This is a genomic window from Neisseria sp. P0006.S004, assembly GCF_051963015.1.
Classification (GTDB): Bacteria; Pseudomonadota; Gammaproteobacteria; order Burkholderiales; family Neisseriaceae; genus Neisseria.
This window is the reverse complement of sequence record NZ_JBQCUS010000009.1, coordinates 1-19,283: the sequence shown is the minus strand read 5'-3', so window position 1 is coordinate 19,283 and position 19,283 is coordinate 1. Positions and strand designations below refer to the sequence as shown.

Annotated in this window: 15 protein-coding genes and 1 pseudogene; 4 read left to right on the top strand and 12 right to left on the bottom strand. The window is 42.1% G+C overall.

Annotated features, from left to right (window positions below; all coding sequences use genetic code 11):
* Window positions 1–24: 24 nt before the first annotated feature.
* The 11 genes from tssJ to tagF form a co-directional block, all read right to left on the bottom strand.
* Window positions 25–648, bottom strand: coding sequence for a type VI secretion system lipoprotein TssJ (tssJ, locus tag ACTHR2_RS09920; RefSeq protein ID WP_150538119.1), 624 nt, complete (start codon window positions 646–648; stop codon window positions 25–27).
* Between the two features lie 135 nt (window positions 649–783).
* Window positions 784–3,435, bottom strand: a complete 2,652-nt coding sequence (gene tssH, locus ACTHR2_RS09915) for a type VI secretion system ATPase TssH (protein WP_263337413.1) — start codon at window positions 3,433–3,435, stop codon at window positions 784–786.
* Window positions 3,436–3,519: 84 nt separating this feature from the next.
* The gene (gene tssG / locus ACTHR2_RS09910) at window positions 3,520–4,560 is read right to left on the bottom strand and encodes a type VI secretion system baseplate subunit TssG (RefSeq protein WP_263337412.1); all 1,041 of its coding nucleotides are present in this window, start codon (window positions 4,558–4,560) and stop codon (window positions 3,520–3,522) included.
* Entirely contained in the window at window positions 4,557–6,533 is a 1,977-nt protein-coding gene (locus ACTHR2_RS09905; RefSeq protein WP_263337411.1) for a type VI secretion system baseplate subunit TssF, read from the bottom strand. Before ACTHR2_RS09905 ends, tssG begins: the two co-directional genes overlap by 4 nt.
* Window positions 6,530–7,042, bottom strand: a complete 513-nt coding sequence (gene tssE / locus ACTHR2_RS09900; protein ID WP_263337410.1) for a type VI secretion system baseplate subunit TssE — start codon at window positions 7,040–7,042, stop codon at window positions 6,530–6,532. Before tssE ends, ACTHR2_RS09905 begins: the two co-directional genes overlap by 4 nt.
* A gap of 33 nt (window positions 7,043–7,075) precedes the next feature.
* Window positions 7,076–7,891, bottom strand: a complete 816-nt coding sequence (locus ACTHR2_RS09895) for a type VI secretion system accessory protein TagJ (protein ID WP_263337409.1) — start codon at window positions 7,889–7,891, stop codon at window positions 7,076–7,078.
* A gap of 165 nt (window positions 7,892–8,056) precedes the next feature.
* Window positions 8,057–8,539, bottom strand: a complete 483-nt coding sequence (locus ACTHR2_RS09890) for an Hcp family type VI secretion system effector (RefSeq protein ID WP_003761730.1) — start codon at window positions 8,537–8,539, stop codon at window positions 8,057–8,059.
* A gap of 80 nt (window positions 8,540–8,619) precedes the next feature.
* Window positions 8,620–10,119 carry a type VI secretion system contractile sheath large subunit gene (tssC, locus tag ACTHR2_RS09885; protein ID WP_070606729.1) on the bottom strand — a complete coding sequence of 500 codons (1,500 nt, stop codon included), beginning with the start codon at window positions 10,117–10,119 and terminating at the stop codon, window positions 8,620–8,622.
* 31 nt (window positions 10,120–10,150) lie between these two features.
* On the bottom strand, window positions 10,151–10,669 hold the full coding sequence (tssB, locus tag ACTHR2_RS09880; protein ID WP_070606732.1) for a type VI secretion system contractile sheath small subunit: 519 nt from the start codon (window positions 10,667–10,669) through the stop codon (window positions 10,151–10,153).
* A gap of 76 nt (window positions 10,670–10,745) precedes the next feature.
* Window positions 10,746–11,804 carry a type VI secretion system protein TssA gene (tssA, locus tag ACTHR2_RS09875; protein ID WP_440375682.1) on the bottom strand — a complete coding sequence of 353 codons (1,059 nt, stop codon included), beginning with the start codon at window positions 11,802–11,804 and terminating at the stop codon, window positions 10,746–10,748.
* A 4-nt stretch (window positions 11,805–11,808) separates the two neighbouring features.
* On the bottom strand, window positions 11,809–12,363 hold the full coding sequence (tagF, locus tag ACTHR2_RS09870) for a type VI secretion system-associated protein TagF (protein WP_150538126.1): 555 nt from the start codon (window positions 12,361–12,363) through the stop codon (window positions 11,809–11,811).
* Between the two features lie 333 nt (window positions 12,364–12,696).
* Between tagF and ACTHR2_RS09865 the strand changes: the two genes are divergently transcribed.
* The 3 genes from ACTHR2_RS09865 to ACTHR2_RS09855 all read left to right on the top strand — a co-directional run bounded on the left by ACTHR2_RS09865 (window position 12,697) and on the right by ACTHR2_RS09855 (window position 18,308).
* Window positions 12,697–16,839, top strand: coding sequence for a DUF6531 domain-containing protein (locus ACTHR2_RS09865; protein WP_440375681.1), 4,143 nt, complete (start codon window positions 12,697–12,699; stop codon window positions 16,837–16,839).
* An 18-nt stretch (window positions 16,840–16,857) separates the two neighbouring features.
* Window positions 16,858–17,442: a hypothetical protein gene (locus ACTHR2_RS09860; protein WP_004521126.1), complete on the top strand. Its 585-nt coding sequence runs from the start codon at window positions 16,858–16,860 to the stop codon at window positions 17,440–17,442.
* A 449-nt stretch (window positions 17,443–17,891) separates the two neighbouring features.
* Window positions 17,892–18,308: a CTP synthase gene (locus ACTHR2_RS09855; protein WP_100066667.1), complete on the top strand. Its 417-nt coding sequence runs from the start codon at window positions 17,892–17,894 to the stop codon at window positions 18,306–18,308.
* Between the two features lie 175 nt (window positions 18,309–18,483).
* Here the strand turns inward: ACTHR2_RS09855 and ACTHR2_RS09850 are convergent, their stop codons facing one another.
* On the bottom strand, window positions 18,484–18,606 hold the full coding sequence (locus tag ACTHR2_RS09850) for a hypothetical protein (RefSeq protein ID WP_432760552.1): 123 nt from the start codon (window positions 18,604–18,606) through the stop codon (window positions 18,484–18,486).
* A gap of 147 nt (window positions 18,607–18,753) precedes the next feature.
* Here ACTHR2_RS09850 and ACTHR2_RS09845 point away from each other — a divergent pair.
* Window positions 18,754–19,283: pseudogene (locus tag ACTHR2_RS09845) on the top strand (DUF6531 domain-containing protein); the annotation flags it as partial.

The following is a 19,283-nucleotide window of genomic DNA, read 5'->3' as shown; positions in this document are numbered from 1 at the left end:
CTCAAATTATTTATATATAAGTATTTATTCCTCGCGGAAAATGCCTTTGCTCAGATCACTATTATTCTTACGAGTTTTCCCATTTTCTTTGATAATCGGATCATCAGGATGGCGCTCTTTATATTCTTTTAGCATTTCTTGCATCTCTGATTTCGATAATTGATATAATTCATTTTTCCCAATATTCACGTAGAAATAGTGTTTCCCAAACTGATACCATCGTTGTTTTTGTTTTAATAAAATTAATCTCCATTGACTATTATCCAAATCACGATAACTGGCAACAACACCTAGGTATTTCAGATGAGAATCCATCTTGATAGGTAATACAGAAACCGTATCAGGGTGTAACATGAATTGGTTTTGTTGAATTAATTTGTCTCCTAAAGTTTCTTTAGCATTATTAGTAAGATCAAAATAGTTTGCTTTTTTAAATTCACCATCAGATGACAGTTGATATAAATCCAATCTTATGGGGGAAGGTTGATCAACTAAATTTGGATTGACATCGGGAGAAACTATGATTTGTACATCAATTTTTTCTCCACTTTCGTCAGATTCTTTTGGTGGTTTATGGTTGGATGCGCATGCGCTTACCATCAAAGATATCATTGCAAATGATATATATTTTATCAGTTTTCCATGCATTTTGGTTACCTAGGTACATCAATAGTGATTGTATTTAATGATAGAAATTTTAAATTAATCGACAGCCTAGACTTTAGGAACTAGTTGGTCTATGACTGTCGATCGAAATACTAAGATTTCTTATTTTACTTAGAATTATAAAGTATTTTTCTTTCTAAGTTTATATTTATATTGGTAATTGAAGTCATGATTGCTTGCGTCGATATTTACGCTCAAAACTTGTTTCCCCTGTGTTGCGCAAGTAAGTAGTTCTTGGCTGATTTGTGGTAGAACCGTATTGGTAAGAATCGCATCGATCATGCGGCCACCTGATTCAACTTCTGTACAACGTGAAGTGATTAGTTTTAACACTTCAGGGGTATAGTGTAGGTCGATGCCATGATTATCTTTAATGCGTTTTACGATACGGTCTAATTGCAATTCAACAATTTTTGAGAGCATATCATCGGATAGCGGATAGTAAGGAATAACTTGCATCCGGCCTAATAAAGCAGCTGGGAAAGTTTTCAGCAGGGGAGTACGCAGGGCTTTAGTTAGGCCTTCTGGAGTAGGCAACATTTCGGGATCATCACACATATCCATAATTAAATCTGTACCAACGTTGGTGGTAAGAATGATAATGGTGTTTTTAAAGTCGATATAGCGGCCCTCGCCATCTTCCATCCAGCCTTTGTCGAATACTTGGAAAAAGATTTCATGAACATCTGGATGTGCTTTTTCTACTTCATCGAGTAAGACAACACTGTAAGGTTTACGACGTACAGCTTCAGTCAATACGCCACCTTCACCATAGCCGACATAACCTGGAGGAGCTCCTTTCAAAGTGGATACAGTATGAGCTTCTTGATATTCACTCATGTTGATGGTAATCACGTTTTGTTCACCACCATATAATGTATCGGCTAGAGCCAGTGCAGTTTCGGTTTTACCCACACCGGAAGGGCCAGCAAGCATGAAAACACCAATAGGCTTGTTGGGATTATCTAGATTGGCGCGTGAAGTTTGAATACGGCGGGCAATCGCATCCAAACCGTGGCGTTGGCCGATGATGCGTTTATTTAAGGTATCAGCAAGCTGTAATACAGCCTCAACCTCGTCTTTCATCATTTTTCCGACAGGAATTCCAGTCCAGTCTGCTACAACGTCAGCAACCGTACGACTGTCTACTAACGGCATAACCAAAGGTTGGACGCCTTGCAGTTTTTTCAATTTAGTAACCAGTTCTTTTTGGCGGGTACGCAACTGTTTATTTTCTTCATCGGTTGTTTCTTGTTCAACCTGCATGATTTGTTCACGTACAGCCAATAGCTCGGCAACTAAGTCTGCTTCAGATTTCCATCTGTCTTCTAATTTTTTCAGACGGCCTTCAACCTCAGTTAATTCTTTACCAATATTTGTGATTCTAGCTTCAGAATCAAAACTGAGTTTTTTCTCACGTTCTAAATTTGCTTGCTCAAGTTTTAATGCTTCTGACTTCTTGCGTAGATATTCAATGCTTCCAGGTACAGCATGTTGGCTGACTGCAACACGTGCGCAGGCAGTATCAATCAGGCCTACAGCTTTATCGGGGAGCTGACGTGCTGGAATATAGCGGTGAGAAAGTTTTACAGCAGCCTGGATTGCTTCATCAAGAATGATCACTTTATGGTGTTTTTCTAGAGAAGCATTCAATGCCCTAAGCATGTTGATGGCTTTTTCTTCATCGGGTTCATCTACTTGTACAACTTGGAAGCGACGAGTTAGGGCAGGATCTTTTTCAAAATATTTTTTGTATTCTGCCCATGTGGTTGCACCAATAGTACGAAGTTTGCCACGAGCTAATGCAGGTTTGAGTAAGTTGGCAGCATCACCAGTACCGGCAGCTCCACCGGCACCAATTAAAGTATGGATTTCATCGATGAATAGCACGATTGGGGTTGGGCTGGATTCTACTTCATCCATAACTGCTCTGAGGCGTGATTCAAATTCTCCGCTAACACTGGCACCAGCTTTGAGCAAACCGATATCCAATAGAATTAATTGAACGTCTTTCAACCCAGGCGGAACATCTCCGGCAGCTAAACGTAATGCCAAAGCTTCAACCACAGCAGTCTTACCAACACCGGCTTCACCTGTAAGAATCGGGTTGTTTTGACGGCGACGCATTAGGATGTCAATCATTTGTCTGATTTCAGTGTCACGGCCTGTGATTGGATCTATTTCGCCATTTTTAGCCTTTTCGGTAAGATTGCTGCCGTATTTAGCTAAGGCACTTTCTTTGTGAGTAGCATTAGGCTCTGAAGATAAGGCATTTTTGGTAACATCAAGATTTTCTTCAGAGTTAGCAGTAATAGCAATAATATTGTTTGCCAATGTCTCTGGTTTGATTTTCAGGAATTCAGATGAAATATTGGCCAAAATACCCTGCAAAGTTTTATTTTGCAGCATGGTATAGAAAATATGAGCCGTACGGATTTTGTCTGTACCAAATTTTAGTGAACTGTATGTCCAAGTTTGTTCCACAAGGGTTTGGATATGTTCTGAGAAGTCAATAACGGCAGTAGCACCAACAGGCAGTTTTTCTACGGCAGCCAATACATCTTTTCGTACTTTGGTTTCATCTAAGTTAAACTGATTTATCAGGCAGAAGATATCTGTTTTTTCAGTTTGAAGTAGAGAGTGTAGCCAGTGTACTAATTCAACATAGCTGTTTTCTCGAAGACGACAGAAGGTATAGGCATTTTCCAAAGTTTTATACAAAGTAGTATTTAACTTACCAAATAATACGCTGCGGCTGATGTTTGACATAAGACGTCCTTAATTAAATTATTTCAAATATGTCCAAAATAGTTTTCTAAAGCTTTTATCGACGATGGCCGTCTGAAAAGCTGATTAATGATTACTGACAATCAAGTCTTCTGCATCTCGGGAAACATTTCCCAGCCAAGTTGATAAGCCGAGTTGAGTGTTTCCTCCTAAATCCATCAGTGGAACTTCTTTTTGCATCAGAATAGGTTGGATGTCCCATTCATATTCTTCTGCGGCAAATAAACGAACCCATTCGCGTAAACGGGCTGCATTAATACTGTCTTTAAAGAATGATTGGTAGGCTGGTAGAGTAAGGGGGCCAATAATAATCCGGAATTTACTTTGCATATCATAGAGTTTGTCACCTAGTAGTAAACCGTCCCCAAGTGTGTAGTTGTCCATAATCCCAATTTGCGTTTTCTCTTCTTCGACTTCAACCCAGTACCCTACGTTAGTTTGAATGTTAACGGGAACTTGGAAATAGCGAGTGAGCAGTTGTTGCAGGTTGACTGCAGATCGGCTTTGTTTTATTAATAGACCGGAAAAATAACGTTTAGCAAATTCGTGAATTAAACCTTTGTTATGTGTGGTCGGAATATTAAGGCCATTAAAACTGGCAATATATTTTCCGAAGCGGTCTTCAGCATTTTTATCTAAAGATGTAATGCTTTGGGCATTGGCCCATGCCCGATAGAATAAGATAGCCAGGCGGTGTTGCAACATGTTTGCAAAACCTGTCCATGCCCGGTCACCGTGTTGATGTTGGCGTTCATAAGCATACTCGGTTAAATGTAGCGGTAGTGGGCCAGATGGGCCAAACAGACCAAATCCATTAATGGAAATTTCTACATAATGAGGTGATAAGGTTACCGATTGGAGATTGCGTGGGGCAAAAGTAAGCGAAGGATTTTGGCGGATCCTTATTTTCTCCATTTTTGGACTAATAGCTTTGCCTAATATTTGCCCACCAGTAATAAATTTAACAGACTCAAGCTGGCGCAAGAGCGAAAAATAATCATACTTATACGGTTGAGAGGAAACTTTATTTAAAAAGACTGTAAGTTTTTCATCCCAAGCATTGTCTAATGAGTCACCAAAATCTGTTTTAGGGTTGACTGGACTCATATAATCATTCTCTCCCCAATTTCAGACGGCCAAGTAGCAATATGACCTTGCTGGAGCGTGTCAATTCGCAGTTGTACAAATGAGTTAATAGACACCAAACGTCGGAAATAATGGTTTAAAACAGATCCAAATAGGAAAGGATGAACGCCGCCCAATTGAGCTTCATCCAGTGTAACGGTAATGTTGATTCCTCTGATAGGAGCTGCAACTCCATAATGACGGACTACTTTGTTAATAATTGAGGTTTCAACTTGTGTAATTGATTCAATTTGTTTTTTCAGTAAATCGCTTTCAGAAGAAACAAATACCGTTAAAAGTTCTTTCAAAGCAATAGGTGAATCTTCTTTATCAGTATTCAAAAGAGACAGGTAATTTAAACTCAATTGATTTAAAAATGACCAAAGAGTCCTATCTTCACTTACTGCTTCTTGAGGCCTTGTTAATTTAGAAATCAGTTTAATTGATTTGACTGGCAAAAATCCCTCAATAAGAAAGTCAGATTCTCCGTCTCGAGGCATGATTAGAGGCAAATCTCTGCTTGTACACCAAGCATCGACAGAAAGGTGCTGTACGTTTGAATTAAAGGTGTAATTCTGATTATTAGCAAGAGATAAAAATACCTCACTACCTAAATAGGAAGAGCGAAAACCATTTTTAGCTGAGTTTTCGGATGGTACTCTATCAGCACGACGAGCAGAAAAATAAGCATGCTGAGTTTGGGCTTCTGGAAAGAGTCCTATATCCGGTGCTTTGTACATCGGTGAAAATACTACGGTTTGAAGGTTGTTGGTATCAAAGCCTTTTACTTGCTCGATAGCGTAGACTTCATAATTTAGGGGCTGGGTACGGTCGATAACGACATGATGCTCCTGATCTTGAATATTTACCGGAAAGCGTGAGCTTTTTTTTCTGAATAAGTTGACGACTGGTACGGCATTTACAGAAAAATCATCTACACCGATCAGCTCAGTTAATTCAGGTATTTTATTACTGAATAAAAATGAAAGACTAAAATAGCGTTTACGATAAGTAATAATTTTTTTATTGACTCCCTTATCGTTTACAATTTCCTCTAAATGTTCGGGTACTTTAGGCAAGTGTCCTTTTTTCTCGGCTTGTTGGATGGCTTGTTTAATATTTTTTTGAGAAATAAATAGAAACTTTTCCGGTAGGCGTGAATACTCCTGCATAATTCGGAATGCACTCACCGATTTATCTAAATTAAATGATAAGGCTTCATCTTCTCGAAAACCACGATGTTCTGGTGTAGTAGGTAATGGGTAATACCATTGTTTTGGATTTTCGTAACTGTGGCAGACAACACCCACGCATTCAGAAGCCAATAGAAACAGCAATGAAGATGATTTGGAAAGCTCTGTACCCAAAAATATAGATAATTCATCTGGCAACATCTCTGAACATGCACCTGGTACGCTCAATGAAAAATCCAAACGCAAGGCAGATTGTACTTTCTTACCAGAGGATTGTTTGAGTGCAGGGAGTGTGTTTGGCAAATAACCTATTGAGTCAGTGTATTTGGCTTTTTCAATACGAAGTGGCAGAATTTCAGTAGTTTTAGTTACAGAAAATGGACAACTTACTCTAAATTCATCAATAGGCAGAGACCTTAATATTTTGCCTCGTTCCAGTAGATTGATCACATCAGCGTTATATTGATTAGTAGGCTCTAGATTGACAATAGCTGCAGCCGGTTTTTGATTGATGAAGTCAGGATAAACAACTTCTAAGATTCTTTGGACAAAACGAGGATACTCCGCATCCAGTTTAAGTTGGGTGCGTGCAGTAAGAAAACTTACCCCTTCCAAGAGTCTTTCAACATAGGGGTCAGGAATATCAGTTGTATCTAAAGCTAATCTTGAGGCTATCTTAGGATATTGGGCTGCAAACTCTTTACCCATTTCCTTTAGAAAAGTTAGCTCTTTGTTGTAGTAAGACAGTAATTTATTATTCAAGCCCCATTTCCCCCATCTAATAAGTCAAACAATCCTGTTTCAACATCCATGCTGGTTCGGAGCAAGAATTCTTTAGGGTAAGGATTGAGTTTCAGGTAACCTTTGATTTCAATAATGAGTTTATTGTGTAAAGCATCGTCATCATCGTCTGAGGTATTTACGATCACTTGCAAAGTCTTATTTTCAAGACGCGGTTCAAAATCGATGATGGCTTGTTTAATGTTTTGTTCCACATCTTGCCATTCAATATCGGAAAAATTAATACCAGAAAGGGGAGGGATACCATAATTTAATGTAGAAGAGCGTACATTTTCAGTTAGGTCAATCCCCATAGTTTCTGCTTGCATGTTGCATGTATTCAGTAGATAAAGAATATCACGCAGTACTGCTTGCCGATATTGATCAAGATTGATGACCTGATCGGGGCGTGCCTCTTTTTTTCTGCGTGGCTCTTCATCTGTTAGTCTGTCAAATAAAGAGGGTAACAGTTGATTTTTGAATTGCGACATGTTTAATTGTTGGGTTTGAAAGATGGATAGATTTTAATGATTTTGTTCAAATCTAATATTACAAATATCTAAAAGGCCAAAATCATGGTTGTCGGTATACAAAGTTTTTTGACCAACCCCTGTAAAGAGTTGCTCTGCTATTTCTATCCAGTCAGTTTGTGAACATTTCATTAGTAGATCTGACCATGCTGTTTCTTCACCAGGCATAACAGCATAACGAGCAGGGCTGGTACATTGAATACATTCACCATTAGTAAATTTGATTTCAGACGGCCTCCAAATGATGTCCAGTAAGGAACTTGGAGTCTTGAAAGAAATATTTTCAATAGAATCCCATGTTTGCCAGTAGTAGTGACCTTGATAGAAATATTCATAAACGAAGGCGGTACGTACGTCTCCATCCATAATCCAGTCACTATCAATCTCGGAAACTGATTTATCTGCTAAAAGGTAAGTAATATGTACGGGCGAGCCTTCTATATTCTCAGATAGCACAGTATAATCATCGACAAGGGCTTTATTTTTCTGTTCTGAAACATGGGCAACTAAAGAGAGTTGCTTTTGAAGAATATCAAGTTTGCTTGCGTGTTGTTCTAGTGTTTTTGGTTTTTGTTGAGCTTCCAAAACTGCCTGACGCCGCATTTCAGCAGAAATATTTTCAATAAGATAAAGCATTAAAGGTTTTTGGGTATGAGGAAACAGTTTTTGATATTGTCCAATCTGTTTTAAAGCCTGTTCCCATTTTGCGCACAGACACTGATATTGAATCAGTGCTAAACGATGTTCTTGATTGTCAGGATTTGAACGTACAAGCTCAATCATCTCTGATAATTTAGTCTTCAAATCCATTTCAATGATCCCTTATTTAATTTATAAAGATGAATAATAGAAGTTAAAAACAAGATTAATTTTTCAGTTAAGTAGTGCCGTCTGAAAAGTGAAAACATTTATATATAAAGCCTGACTTAAAAACGCCTTTTAAGTCAGGCTTTTTTAATTAAATCTACATATCAATTATGCAGATTTGTTTTCTTTGATATTGAAGGCCATTTGAACTTCAGCACCTTTAGAACCTTTATCGGTTTGTTCCCAATATTGGTTTTTCACTTTTGCAGCTTGGAATGAATAACGCATTTTCAGAGCATCATTGTCTTGTACGCCAATGAATTTCACACCGGTTACTAAGACATCTTCTAATGTAGTGCGTGAGTATTCAATTTGTTCACCACCAGCTTTACATACAGAAATTTCTACTTTGCTCAAGTGTTGGCCGGTAGCGCAGTTTTTCAAAATGGTTGGAGCTGCTTTATCGATAGCAGCAACTACGGTCAAGTCATTGAAATTGACTTTACCGGCACCACCGCCACCACCGCTAGTCATTGAACCAGGTTGCTCTGCACCCCAGTCAAAACTTTCGATGTTAGTCCAGTCTTTGTGGTTAGAATCTTTTGATTCGCCATTTACACCTTCAACTTTCATGAACATATCAATAGCCATTTTTTACTCTCCTAGTTAAAAAATACAAGCGATTTAACAACAGGGCACTAAATATACCCAACTAAATAAACTAAGCCTGACTATTCTTGTTTAGTCGAAGGCAATTTGGAAACCAAGCGTAGAGAAACGGTAAGCCCCTCAAGTTGATAATGAGGACGCAGGAAGAACTTAGAAGTGTAGTATCCTGGATTATCTTCTACTTCTTCTACAACTACCTCTGCAGCAGCTAATGGTTTGCGTGCTTTCGTTTCTTGCGTAGAGTTGGCTGGGTCTCCATCTACGTAATTCATAATCCATTCGTTCAACCAGCGTTCCATGTCATCACGTTCGCGGAACGAGCCAACTTTGTCACGAACAATACATTTTAAGTAGTGTGCGAAACGGCAACATGCGAATAAGTAAGGTAAGCGAGCAGATAAACGTGCATTGGCGGTAGCATCTGGATCATAATATTCAGATGGTTTATGCAAAGATTGCGCACCGATAAATGCAGCTAAATCCGTGTTCTTGCGATGAATTAATGGCATAAAGCCCAATGCAGCCAATTCTGCCTCTCGGCGGTCGCTAATGGCGATTTCTGTTGGGCATTTCATGTCTACACCACCATCATCGGTTGGGAATGTGTGGCAGGGAAGATTTTCAACGATACCGCCTGATTCCACACCGCGAATAGCGGTACACCAGCCATAGTATTTAAATGAGCGATTAATATTTACTGCCATTGCATAAGCAGCATTGGCCCAAGTATATTTATTGTGATCTGCACCTTCTGTTTCTTCTTCGAAGTCAAATTCGTCTACAGGATTTGTTGTGGCACCATAAGGCAGGCGAGACAGGAAACGAGGCAGGGCTAAACCGATATAACGTGAATCTTCGGATTCACGCAGGCTTCGCCATGGAGCATATTCGGCATTTTGGAAAATTTTACTTAAGTCGCGCGGATTAGCTAATTCTTGCCAAGACTCCATTTGCATTAATTTGGGAGATGCACCAGCAATAAATGGACAGTGTGCAGCCGCTGCAATCTTCTCAAGACTATTGAGCATTTCTACATCAGGGGCAGAGTGATCAAAATAATAGTCACCTACTAAACAACCAAAGGGTTCACCGCCAAATTGGCCGTATTCTTCCTCATAAATACGTTTAAAGAGTGGGCTTTGATCCCAAGCCGTACCTTTAAAGCGTTTTAAATTACGAGCAACTTCCTTTTTGGAAATAGGTAATACTTTGATTTTAAGTAAAGTATCTGTTTCGGTATTGGTCACTAAATGATGCAGGCCGCGCCATTCACCTTCAAGCTTTTGAAAGTCCTCATGATGCAAAATTAAATTAATCTGCTCGGAAAGTTTTCTATCAATTTCAGCAATGATTGCTTCAATAGTTTGATAGGTATCATCTGAAATGGTAACGACATTTTGTAGAGCCTGTTGAGCCAATGTAGCAACTGCATTGGTTACAGCACTTTTAGCTTCTTCCGTTTTAGGTTTGAATTCTTTTTGAAGCAGCTGTTCAAATTCATTGGTTGCAAACACATGTTGCGAACTGCCATTTCCCAGGATATCTAATTGTTTTTCAGCCATGATTTACTTTCACTTCTAGTTTTATTAGAGACTATTGTTCATCTTTGGATGTTGATTTAGGCGCGGCTGCAAGACTTTTTAGTAATTCGCTGTCTCCTAAGACTTTTCCAATTAGTTCTTCAGCCCCACTTTTACCATCCATATATGAGAGTAAATTAGACAGTTCTGTACGTGCCTGTAAAAGCTCATTTAGAGGTGCTACTTTTTTAGCTATTGCCGCCGGTGAGAAGTCATCCATGCTTTCCAATTCGAGTTCTACATTCAAATTCCCTTCACCTGTCAATGTATTTTTTACGTTGAAGGCAACACGAGGTTTAAGGGCTTTCATGCGTTCGTCGAAATTATCTACATCAATTTCTAAGAATTTTCGTTCGGCCAAGTCAGGCAGTGGCTCGACAGGTTTACCAACCAGATCTGCCATAACACCCATAACGAAAGGCAGTTCAATCTTTTTCTCTGAGCCATACAACTCTACGTCATATTCAATTTGCACGCGAGGAGCTCGATTGCGGGCAATAAACTTTTGACCTGATGATTTATTTCGTGACATGGTTATAACCTTAGGATGATTAATAATGTTGTGTATTTAAAAAATTTTACTAAATCGCGGATGAGGGATGCTAGGTTCAGGAGTTTGCTGTATCTTCATCCGGCTTGCCAATTAAAACTTCTAAATTGGCAATACTTTCTGGGCTAATATCTTTCATGATGTCATAAAAGTTCATATTCATTTGTCGTTGCACTCTGCGGATAAACAGTGGTGCAGGGTGGCTGGGTTCAAGAGTTTCAAAATAAATGCAGATTTTCTCTAAAGCTAAATCAACATCAGCACGATTTTTAATATTCAGATGACGCCATGCATCGGCCTCTTGAATAGATTGTTCTTGTGTAATAGCTGAGCTGTTAGTTTCAGAGGGTAACTCAGTCTGTTCTGTCTGTTGTACTGAGGGAGTACTTCCACCATTATAGTTGATGGCTTTGTGAATTAGGGTAAGAGGTTTCTGAATAACATCAAAATCAAGTGAGTGTTCATCCTGTAAATTAGACGAGAAAATGCGTTGGATGTCTTTCAGGCAGTCCAATGCTTGAATTAATGCGGTCAATTCAGGTTTTCCCGTATCGGCATTCACCCTAATATCGAGCATTAGCCGTTCTTTACCTCCCGGATAATTTTGTGGATCATTCCCTTGTAGGATAGAAACAGCTTCTTTTACAGTAATTGGCTGTTGGGTTAACCCATTTATCAATAATTTAGATGAAAGAATCTCTTTGATGATGCCATCAAGTGTAGTAAAGGAGCTAAGGGCATTGATCCTGTAAAAGGGATCAAATTCACCGTCTTCATCTTCAAGTTTGGGGTAAATGGATTCCCAATATAAGTCTATATTAGCTCTAATTGCTTCGCAGCCAGCGCAGAACCCTACGAGTCCATGTTTGGCAGTAAGAGCTTGTGTATAATAAGCCAAGACATGTAAATCTTTAGACTCGGCTAACAATTGATTGCACAACTTTTCTACTGTTGCCCAGTCGGCCTCTTCTGCCGGAATAATTGTGTCACCATATTGTTGTTCTGGTTTGCCTTCAGCTACGCTTTGTAGTTCTAAAAAGCGGCTATCGTATTCGATATTTACACCTTCGGGACTGTCGATAGAGATAGGCTCGTCCCATCGAGGAAATGTGTTCATCTACTTATAATCCAAATAACTTATTAAACAGTGAGCATGAGGGGAGGCCTTCATGTTTTATGTGGTAACCGCTTTCAATCTCTTGCCAAAAACTACCAATGCCGTCTGAATCAGATAAAAAGTTGTGAAAGGATTCAGAGAGGATAGAGCTCTCTGTTGTATCACTACTGTAAAAATCTTCGATACAATATTCCCCTTCTTTTAATATCTCGCGAAAGGAATTTTTTTTCTTTAAAAGAAAAAAAAGAGAATCAAGTGATTCGGGAATAGAGCTAGGTTTATAAAATAACACAAATGGGTATTTTCTGCCAATTTTATCAGAACTACCAGCAGCCATACCAGTATAAATAAGATCATCGGGTAATTTGATGCAAAATAGCCAAATTTGCAAAGGGGAATATGTTTTTCGAGTGAATGAAATTAATTTGTTTTGGCTGGAGCATCGGTTAAACCAGTTATCCCAAAAGAATCTGTCATGAGTTTGAAGATTCTCGGAGAAAATAAAATCACGGGATTGATTCAGTTTGCCAAAAAAATAGACTTCATTTTGCTTAAGCATAAGTAGTCATCACAAGAGAAGAGGTTTTAGATTCCCAAGTTGCTAATTAGATACAACTGCTAAGACTCGTACTCTAGCATAATTCGATGTGTTGATAAATATAAATTTAAACCACTTGAAATAATAACTAAAGAAATGTAAATAATCTTTAAAAATATGTGCTTACTATATGATATTTAGATAATAAAGTTTATTAAATACAGTTTTATTTATAGCTTATTGTTTGTTATAATTTTTGCAAAATAACGTGCTCAAGTCCTCAGAAAGTGATTGGCGTTCCTTGTTTTGAGGTTTCTACTTGTAGATTAATTAGGATTTCGACGGAGTAATCGCATGTCCTCTTCCGGTAACACCATAGGTATTCTTGTTCCTCAGCCTTCTGCACCTGCCATGGTGTCTCAAGGTTCTGCCAATCCGCCTGAGCCGCTGACTAATGCAGCCGGGCCGGTAGATGTGATAGAGATGGTAGCCGATGTTGCCTCTAGTGCCCTTTCTTTGGTTGCTCCTGACTCTGCTGCAGCTAATGTGGCTGATGCTGTATCTGATGTAGTTTCGCTCGCTTCAATGGTTCCAGGTTTACCTAGTATTAGACTGCCTTCACGAAAAATGGTCAGTGGTTTCGGTGGGGGCAGCGGAGCAGGTTCTGATGGCGGGGTAGTTACTTCTGGTCATGGTCACTGTATTCCCTGTAAGGTTGCAGCAGCTATCGGTAATCCTGTCAATGCCGTACTCGGTATTAAAGTATTATTTGATGAAACAGAGACTGACTTTGCATTTGACTCCCCGCTTCCACTTGTTTGGCAGCGCAGCTACTATTCCGACCAAATAGGCAACGGCTGGCTGGGACAGGGTTGGTCGCTGCCGTTCTCCATGCGTCTTGTCCGCACTGCCGACGGTTTCCTCTATATTGATGAACAGGGCAGGGAAATTTCGTTGCCGGATATCAGCGACGAAGCGGACGAGCCTTATTCCGCAGCCGACGAAGATGAAGACGATTTATATGAAGAAGAGGCTGCCCCAAGACCTGCTTCCGCCGAAGAAGATCCCTACGGTCTGGATAACGCCTATTTTGATCCTTACGAACAAATCTTCTTTTCTCAGATTTCAGACGACCTCTACCAAATCGCCTCCCCCGACGGCGGCGCACGGCTACTGTTTGCCGAAGTCGATTCCGGCTGCGGCATTTTCCAACTGGTCGCACAACTCGACCGCAACGGCCGCCATATCCGCCTCTGCTACAACGACAACGGACTGCCGCACAGCATTTACGACGGCAGTGGCCGACACTTTCAGCCCGTATTCTCCTCCATCCGTCTGCACGACAACGATCCCGACTTCGACCCGGCCGGAGAACGGGACGTATTCGTTTCCGAAGACGAACGTTTCTACGTCAACCGCCTTACTTCCGTCACCTTCAACGGCAAGGAATTGGTGCGCTACGACTACGACGGCTGCGGCAATTTGACCGCCGTTTACGGACGAGACGGCAAAAAACTGCGCGGTTTCGCCTACCGAAACCACATCATGGTCGAACACAGCCAACCCGACGGACTGGTGTCCCGCTACGAATACGACCGTTACGACACCGACGGCAAAGTGCTCAAGAGCAGCAACAACCTCGGCGAAGAATGGACGTTCGACTACCGCAAAGACCATACCGTCGTTACCGACGCATTGGGGAGGACGGAAGTATACGGTTTCGACGAAAACCGCGAACTCGTCTACCGCATCGACGCCGACGGACAACGCAGCGACAGCGAACGCGACGACTACGGCCGCATTACCGTAGAACGCGATCCGCTCGGACGCGAAACCCGCTATCTCTACGATACCGAAGGCAACGTCATCGCCATCACCGCGCCGGACGGCAGCAGCACCCAAATCGACTACCACGAAACCCTCAACCTGCCGGTTGCCGTCAACGATCCCGCCGGCAGGATTACCGCCTACGATTACGACAAACGCGGCAACCTCATCAGTATCACCGACTCCGCCGGTTACACCACAAGTTACGGCTACAACGCCCAATGGCTGCCCGAAACCATTACCGACGCCTTAGGCAAAACCCGACGCCTACACTACGACACCCTCGACCAGCTCGTCTGCTTTACCGACTGTACCGGCGAAACCACCCGTTTCGGTTACACCGAATACGGCGATCTCGAAACCGTTACCGATGCGCTGGGCCATACCACCCGCCACCACTACGACGCAGCGGGCAACCCCGTCCGTACCGACTATCCCGACGGCAGTCACGAAACCTTCGAATACGACCGCCTCAACCGGCTGACCGCCCACATCGACGGACTTGGTGCCAAAACCGCTTACGAGCTCGCAGTGGACGGACTGCCGCTCAAACGCACCAACGCACTGGGCCATACCTTCGCCTATGCCTACGACAAAGCCCGCCGGCTGACCGTCCTTACCAATGAAAACGGCGAAACCTACCGTCTCGATTACGACCCGACCGACAACCTGATCCAAGAAACCGGCTGGGACGGCAAAATTACCGCCTACGGCTACGATGCCGCCGGACAACTGGTCCAACAGACCGAATACGGTCAAAGCGCTGATAAAGGCCGTCTGAAAGACCGTCCCGAGACTTGGCACATCCATCATTTCAAACGCAACATCCTCGGACAACTGATCGAAAAACAAAGCCGTAAAGTCTCCGGCCGCGACGGACAAAGCAAAGACGAAGGCATCAGCCGCACCCGTTTCGAATACGACCCCATCACCGGCAACCTGACCAAAGCCCGTAACCAACACAGCAGCGTCGAACTCGCCTACGACGAACTCGACCGCCTTATCGGCGAAACCACCGTCCACAACGGACAAAGCGCCACCGTAGGCTACCAATACGACCCGTTGGGCAACCGTATCCGCACCATCCTGCCCGACGGCCGCCAGATTGATTACCTGTACTACGGCAGCGGACACCTGCACCAAATCAGCCTCGACGGCGAAGTCGTCAGCGACATCGAACGCGACAAACTGCACCGCGAAATCCAAAGGACGCAGGGCAGCATCAGCAGCCTGTACGACTACGACCCCATGGGTCGTCTAAAAAGCCAGCGTACCATCCAGAACGGCACACAAACGCTTCACGGCAAACAAAACCCGCTGGCCGGCGGCGTCGTGAACCGCCGCTACGCCTACGACAAAGCCGGCAACCTCATTCAAAGCGCCGATCAAAGAAGCGGCGTCCTCAATTACGTCTACGACAAAATCGGACGCATTCAAGAAGCCCGCAACAGCCAAACCGGCCGCAGCGAAACATTCGCCTTCGACCCCGCCCACAACATCCTTTCCGACAAAGCGGCCGAAGGAAAGGGCAACAATCTTGTCAGCGGCAACCGCCTCAAAGAATACAACGGCATCGAATACACCTACGACGCATTGGGCAACCTAATCTACCGCCAGCTGCCCAACGGCGAAAACCAATATTACCAATACGATCTCGAAAACCAACTCGTCCGCGCCGAAATCAAAAAGCCCGCCGGCAATACCGAGATTTGGACATACGCCTACGACCCGTTCGGACGACGTCTTTCTAAAGAACGCCAAGACAAACTTGCCTGGACCAGTACCGACCCGAAACGCACCCACTTCGTCTGGGACGGAACGCGATTACTTCAGGAGTACACCTACAAAGGCAGCTACACCTATATCTACACCGACCAAGACAGCTACGAACCGCTGGCGCAAATCTTTGACAACGCCAAAGACAGCAAACAATACCTCGCCTATTTCCACAATGATCAAATCAGCATACCGAGGGAAATGACTGACATCCACGGCAATCTCTTATGGTACGGCGAATACACCGCCTGGGGCCGTCTGAAAAAGGACGAGCGGGTTTACAAGAATGCGCACCAGCCGTTCAGATTGCAAAACCAATACTTCGATGAAGAGACCGGACTGCATTACAACCTGATGCGGTATTACGAGCCTGAGGCCGGGCGGTTTGTGAATCAGGATCCGATTGGGCTGTTGGGTGGGGATAATCTGTATGCTTTTGCGCCAAGTACACAGGCTTGGGTTGATCCTTTAGGGCTAGCTAATTTATTTGATATAGGTACCTATGGGAGTCTTAATAGTAGTACTCATGTTGGAGATGGCTTACAAGCCCATGAGTTAATTAGGCATGAAGCATTAGTTCAAAATGGTTATACAACTAAAAATAATCGATTAAGCCAGAATCCAGCTATTGCTTTAGATTTGGATCATCATACAAGAGGGCCAGCAAAAGATACTAGAGGGATTGGTGGCACTCATTACCATGAAGCAGAGATTAGGCGTTCTCATTATGGTTTGGGTAGAAATCAAATGCATACTGATTTACATCGAGAGATTGATATTGCTCAAGGAGGATTGAGAAAAACGGGAACTCCTAAAGCTCAAAGAAAACGATTAAGAAAAGAAGCTAAAAAATTTCTTAGAAAATTGAAAAAAACAGGTAAGAAATGTCCTTAAATTTTTAGGAGAATTTAAATGAAAAAAAATGGATACGTTAATTTTAACTTTTTAGATAGTAAGTCCAATATAAATGATATATTAGTTGGGCTAGATTTAGACTATTCAAATAAAGTGATAGCGCCAGATGGTCATGAGTTAGCATTGATCGCTTTCATACCGATTGAGAATTTATTAACTATTGCACCTCAATTTAAAACAGATTTTCAGGGGAAGGAATATAAAGATAAAGCAATTTACGTTTTTTCTTATTATGATAAAGAAGATTATTTTCTTGACTACATTACTGAAATTGACGATGCTATTCAAGGATACACGAAAGTTATCGTCGGAGATAAAAGTCAGTTCAAGTTTAACCTAGATGAATTTTATCCAATTAATCCTATTGAGAATTTAGATGAAATGAGTTTTTTAGGAGGACAACCTGAATATTTACAACAAGAAGGTGATGATTTTCTAGAAAAATATATTTTCATAGGTCAAATCTTAGGAATGGATCTACCTAAAGAAGTAAATGAAATTTTTTATTTAACTGAGAACATAGGATATATTTTTATAAATCGAGATCTATCGGGTGGATTATTCTTCGTACAAACGACTTAAACAAATATTTAATCATATAGTAAGTCATCTTCCACATGAAACGTTAAATTCTAGCAAGCCGTAGCTCGGACAAAGCCTTCAGTCCTGACGTAGAGTGTATGTTGCATGCACGCAGTTTCTGTTTTTCAGACGACCTCACTATCTTCTTTGAGGTCGTCTGAACCATTTGTTCTTTAACAATCTCATTGGCAGTTAACATAGAGGTTGTCTGAAAACTAACTTTCAGACAACCTTCATCTTATTTTGTCAAAATTCTGCGCACGAAAGGGTTTTCATATCATACTGCTGCCTTTGAAATAGAATAAAAGGCGTATATAAAATCATGTGGGAGAATGATTTCAGATACTAAACGGCAGGGATTAATTTCTAGGAAACAGGCAGCAAGACTGCGTAGAATTATTGGTAAATGTTCCTATTTTATTAATGTAAATATATTAGAAAGGGTTAATATGACCTACTTGATTAAGCCATATGAATCAATTGGTGATTTTGTATTTGGTACTTCTCTTGAGGACGTACAAGAAAAATATGGAAAACCAGCAAGAATGGTTGAAGATAATATTATGAATAATAAGGTGGAATATAGGAATGCTTGTGAGTTAGTTTATGAAAACGATAAATTGGTTTATGGATATTGCTTAAAAGATTCTAATCCCATATTAGGAGATATTGATATATTTAAAAATTCAATCGAAGACCTTAAAGCCATCGATTCAGAATTTATCGAAGGAAAAAAATATATTCTTTTTAAGAATCTCGGGATTTGTATAGGAGGTATGACAGGGAAAAAAATTCCTGAAGGCAAGTTATTAATTGCATTTGATAAAAATCACTTTGATTTTTTTGAATGTTTTATCGAGGTGTAATCGAACTGTAGCAAATGAAACTTCCAATTCCGATGTAGGGTAAGCCGCAGCCTACACAAAACCTTCAGCCCTGACGTAGGGGGTGTGCAGTACGCACGCACGCGGTTTCTGTTTTTCAGACGGCCTCAATACTTTCTTTGAGGTCGTCTGAAGCATTTGCTCTTTAACAATCTCATTAGCAGTTAACCACGACACCCTCGACCAGCTCGTCTGCTTTACCGACTGTACCGGCGAAACCACCCGTTTTGGTTACACCGAATACGGCGATCTCGAAACCGTTACCGATGCGCTGGGCCATACCACCCGCCACCACTACGACGCAGCGGGCAACCCCGTCCGTACCGACTATCCCGACGGCAGTCACGAAACCTTCGAATACGACCGCCTCAACCGGCTGACCGCCCACATCGACGGACTTGGTGCCAAAACCGCTTACGAGCTCGCAGTGGACGGACTGCCGCTCAAACGCACCAACGCGTTGGGCCATACCTTCGCCTACGCCTACGACAAAGCCCGCCGTCTGACCGTCCTCACCAACGAAAACGGCGAAACCTACCGTCTCGATTACGACCCGACCGACAACCTGATCCAAGAAACCGGCTGGGACGGCAAAATCACCGCCTACGGCTACGATGTCGCCGGACAACTGGTTCAACAGACCGAATACGGCCAAAGCAATCATGAAGGCCGTCTGAAAAACCGTCCCGAGACTTGGCACATCCATCATTTCAAACGCAACATCCTCGGCCAACTGATCGAAAAACAAAGCCGCAAAGTCTCCGGCCGCAACGGACAAAGCAAAGACGAAGGCATCAGCCGCACCCGTTTCGAATACGACCTGATTACCGGCAACCTGACCAAAGCCCGCAACCATCACAGCAGCGTCGAACTCGCCTATGACGAACTCGACCGCCTTATCGGCGAAACCACCGTCCACAACGGACAAAGCGCCACCGTAGGCTACCAATACGACCC

Excerpts from the sequence above, each read along its gene's own strand:
- tssJ (WP_150538119.1), bottom strand. The coding sequence starts at position 648 with ATGCATGGAAAACTGATAAAATATATATCATTTGCAATGATATCTTTG.
- tssH (WP_263337413.1), bottom strand. The coding sequence starts at position 3,435 with ATGTCAAACATCAGCCGCAGCGTATTATTTGGTAAGTTAAATACTACT.
- tssG (WP_263337412.1), bottom strand. The coding sequence starts at position 4,560 with ATGAGTCCAGTCAACCCTAAAACAGATTTTGGTGACTCATTAGACAAT.
- tssE (WP_263337410.1), bottom strand. The coding sequence starts at position 7,042 with ATGTCGCAATTCAAAAATCAACTGTTACCCTCTTTATTTGACAGACTA.
- ACTHR2_RS09895 (WP_263337409.1), bottom strand. The coding sequence starts at position 7,891 with ATGGATTTGAAGACTAAATTATCAGAGATGATTGAGCTTGTACGTTCA.
- ACTHR2_RS09890 (WP_003761730.1), bottom strand. The coding sequence starts at position 8,539 with ATGGCTATTGATATGTTCATGAAAGTTGAAGGTGTAAATGGCGAATCA.
- tssC (WP_070606729.1), bottom strand. The coding sequence starts at position 10,119 with ATGGCTGAAAAACAATTAGATATCCTGGGAAATGGCAGTTCGCAACAT.
- tssB (WP_070606732.1), bottom strand. The coding sequence starts at position 10,669 with ATGTCACGAAATAAATCATCAGGTCAAAAGTTTATTGCCCGCAATCGA.
- tssA (WP_440375682.1), bottom strand. The coding sequence starts at position 11,804 with ATGAACACATTTCCTCGATGGGACGAGCCTATCTCTATCGACAGTCCC.
- tagF (WP_150538126.1), bottom strand. The coding sequence starts at position 12,363 with ATGCTTAAGCAAAATGAAGTCTATTTTTTTGGCAAACTGAATCAATCC.
- ACTHR2_RS09865 (WP_440375681.1), top strand. The coding sequence starts at position 12,697 with ATGTCCTCTTCCGGTAACACCATAGGTATTCTTGTTCCTCAGCCTTCT.
- ACTHR2_RS09860 (WP_004521126.1), top strand. The coding sequence starts at position 16,858 with ATGAAAAAAAATGGATACGTTAATTTTAACTTTTTAGATAGTAAGTCC.
- ACTHR2_RS09855 (WP_100066667.1), top strand. The coding sequence starts at position 17,892 with ATGACCTACTTGATTAAGCCATATGAATCAATTGGTGATTTTGTATTT.
- ACTHR2_RS09850 (WP_432760552.1), bottom strand. The coding sequence starts at position 18,606 with ATGGCCCAGCGCATCGGTAACGGTTTCGAGATCGCCGTATTCGGTGTA.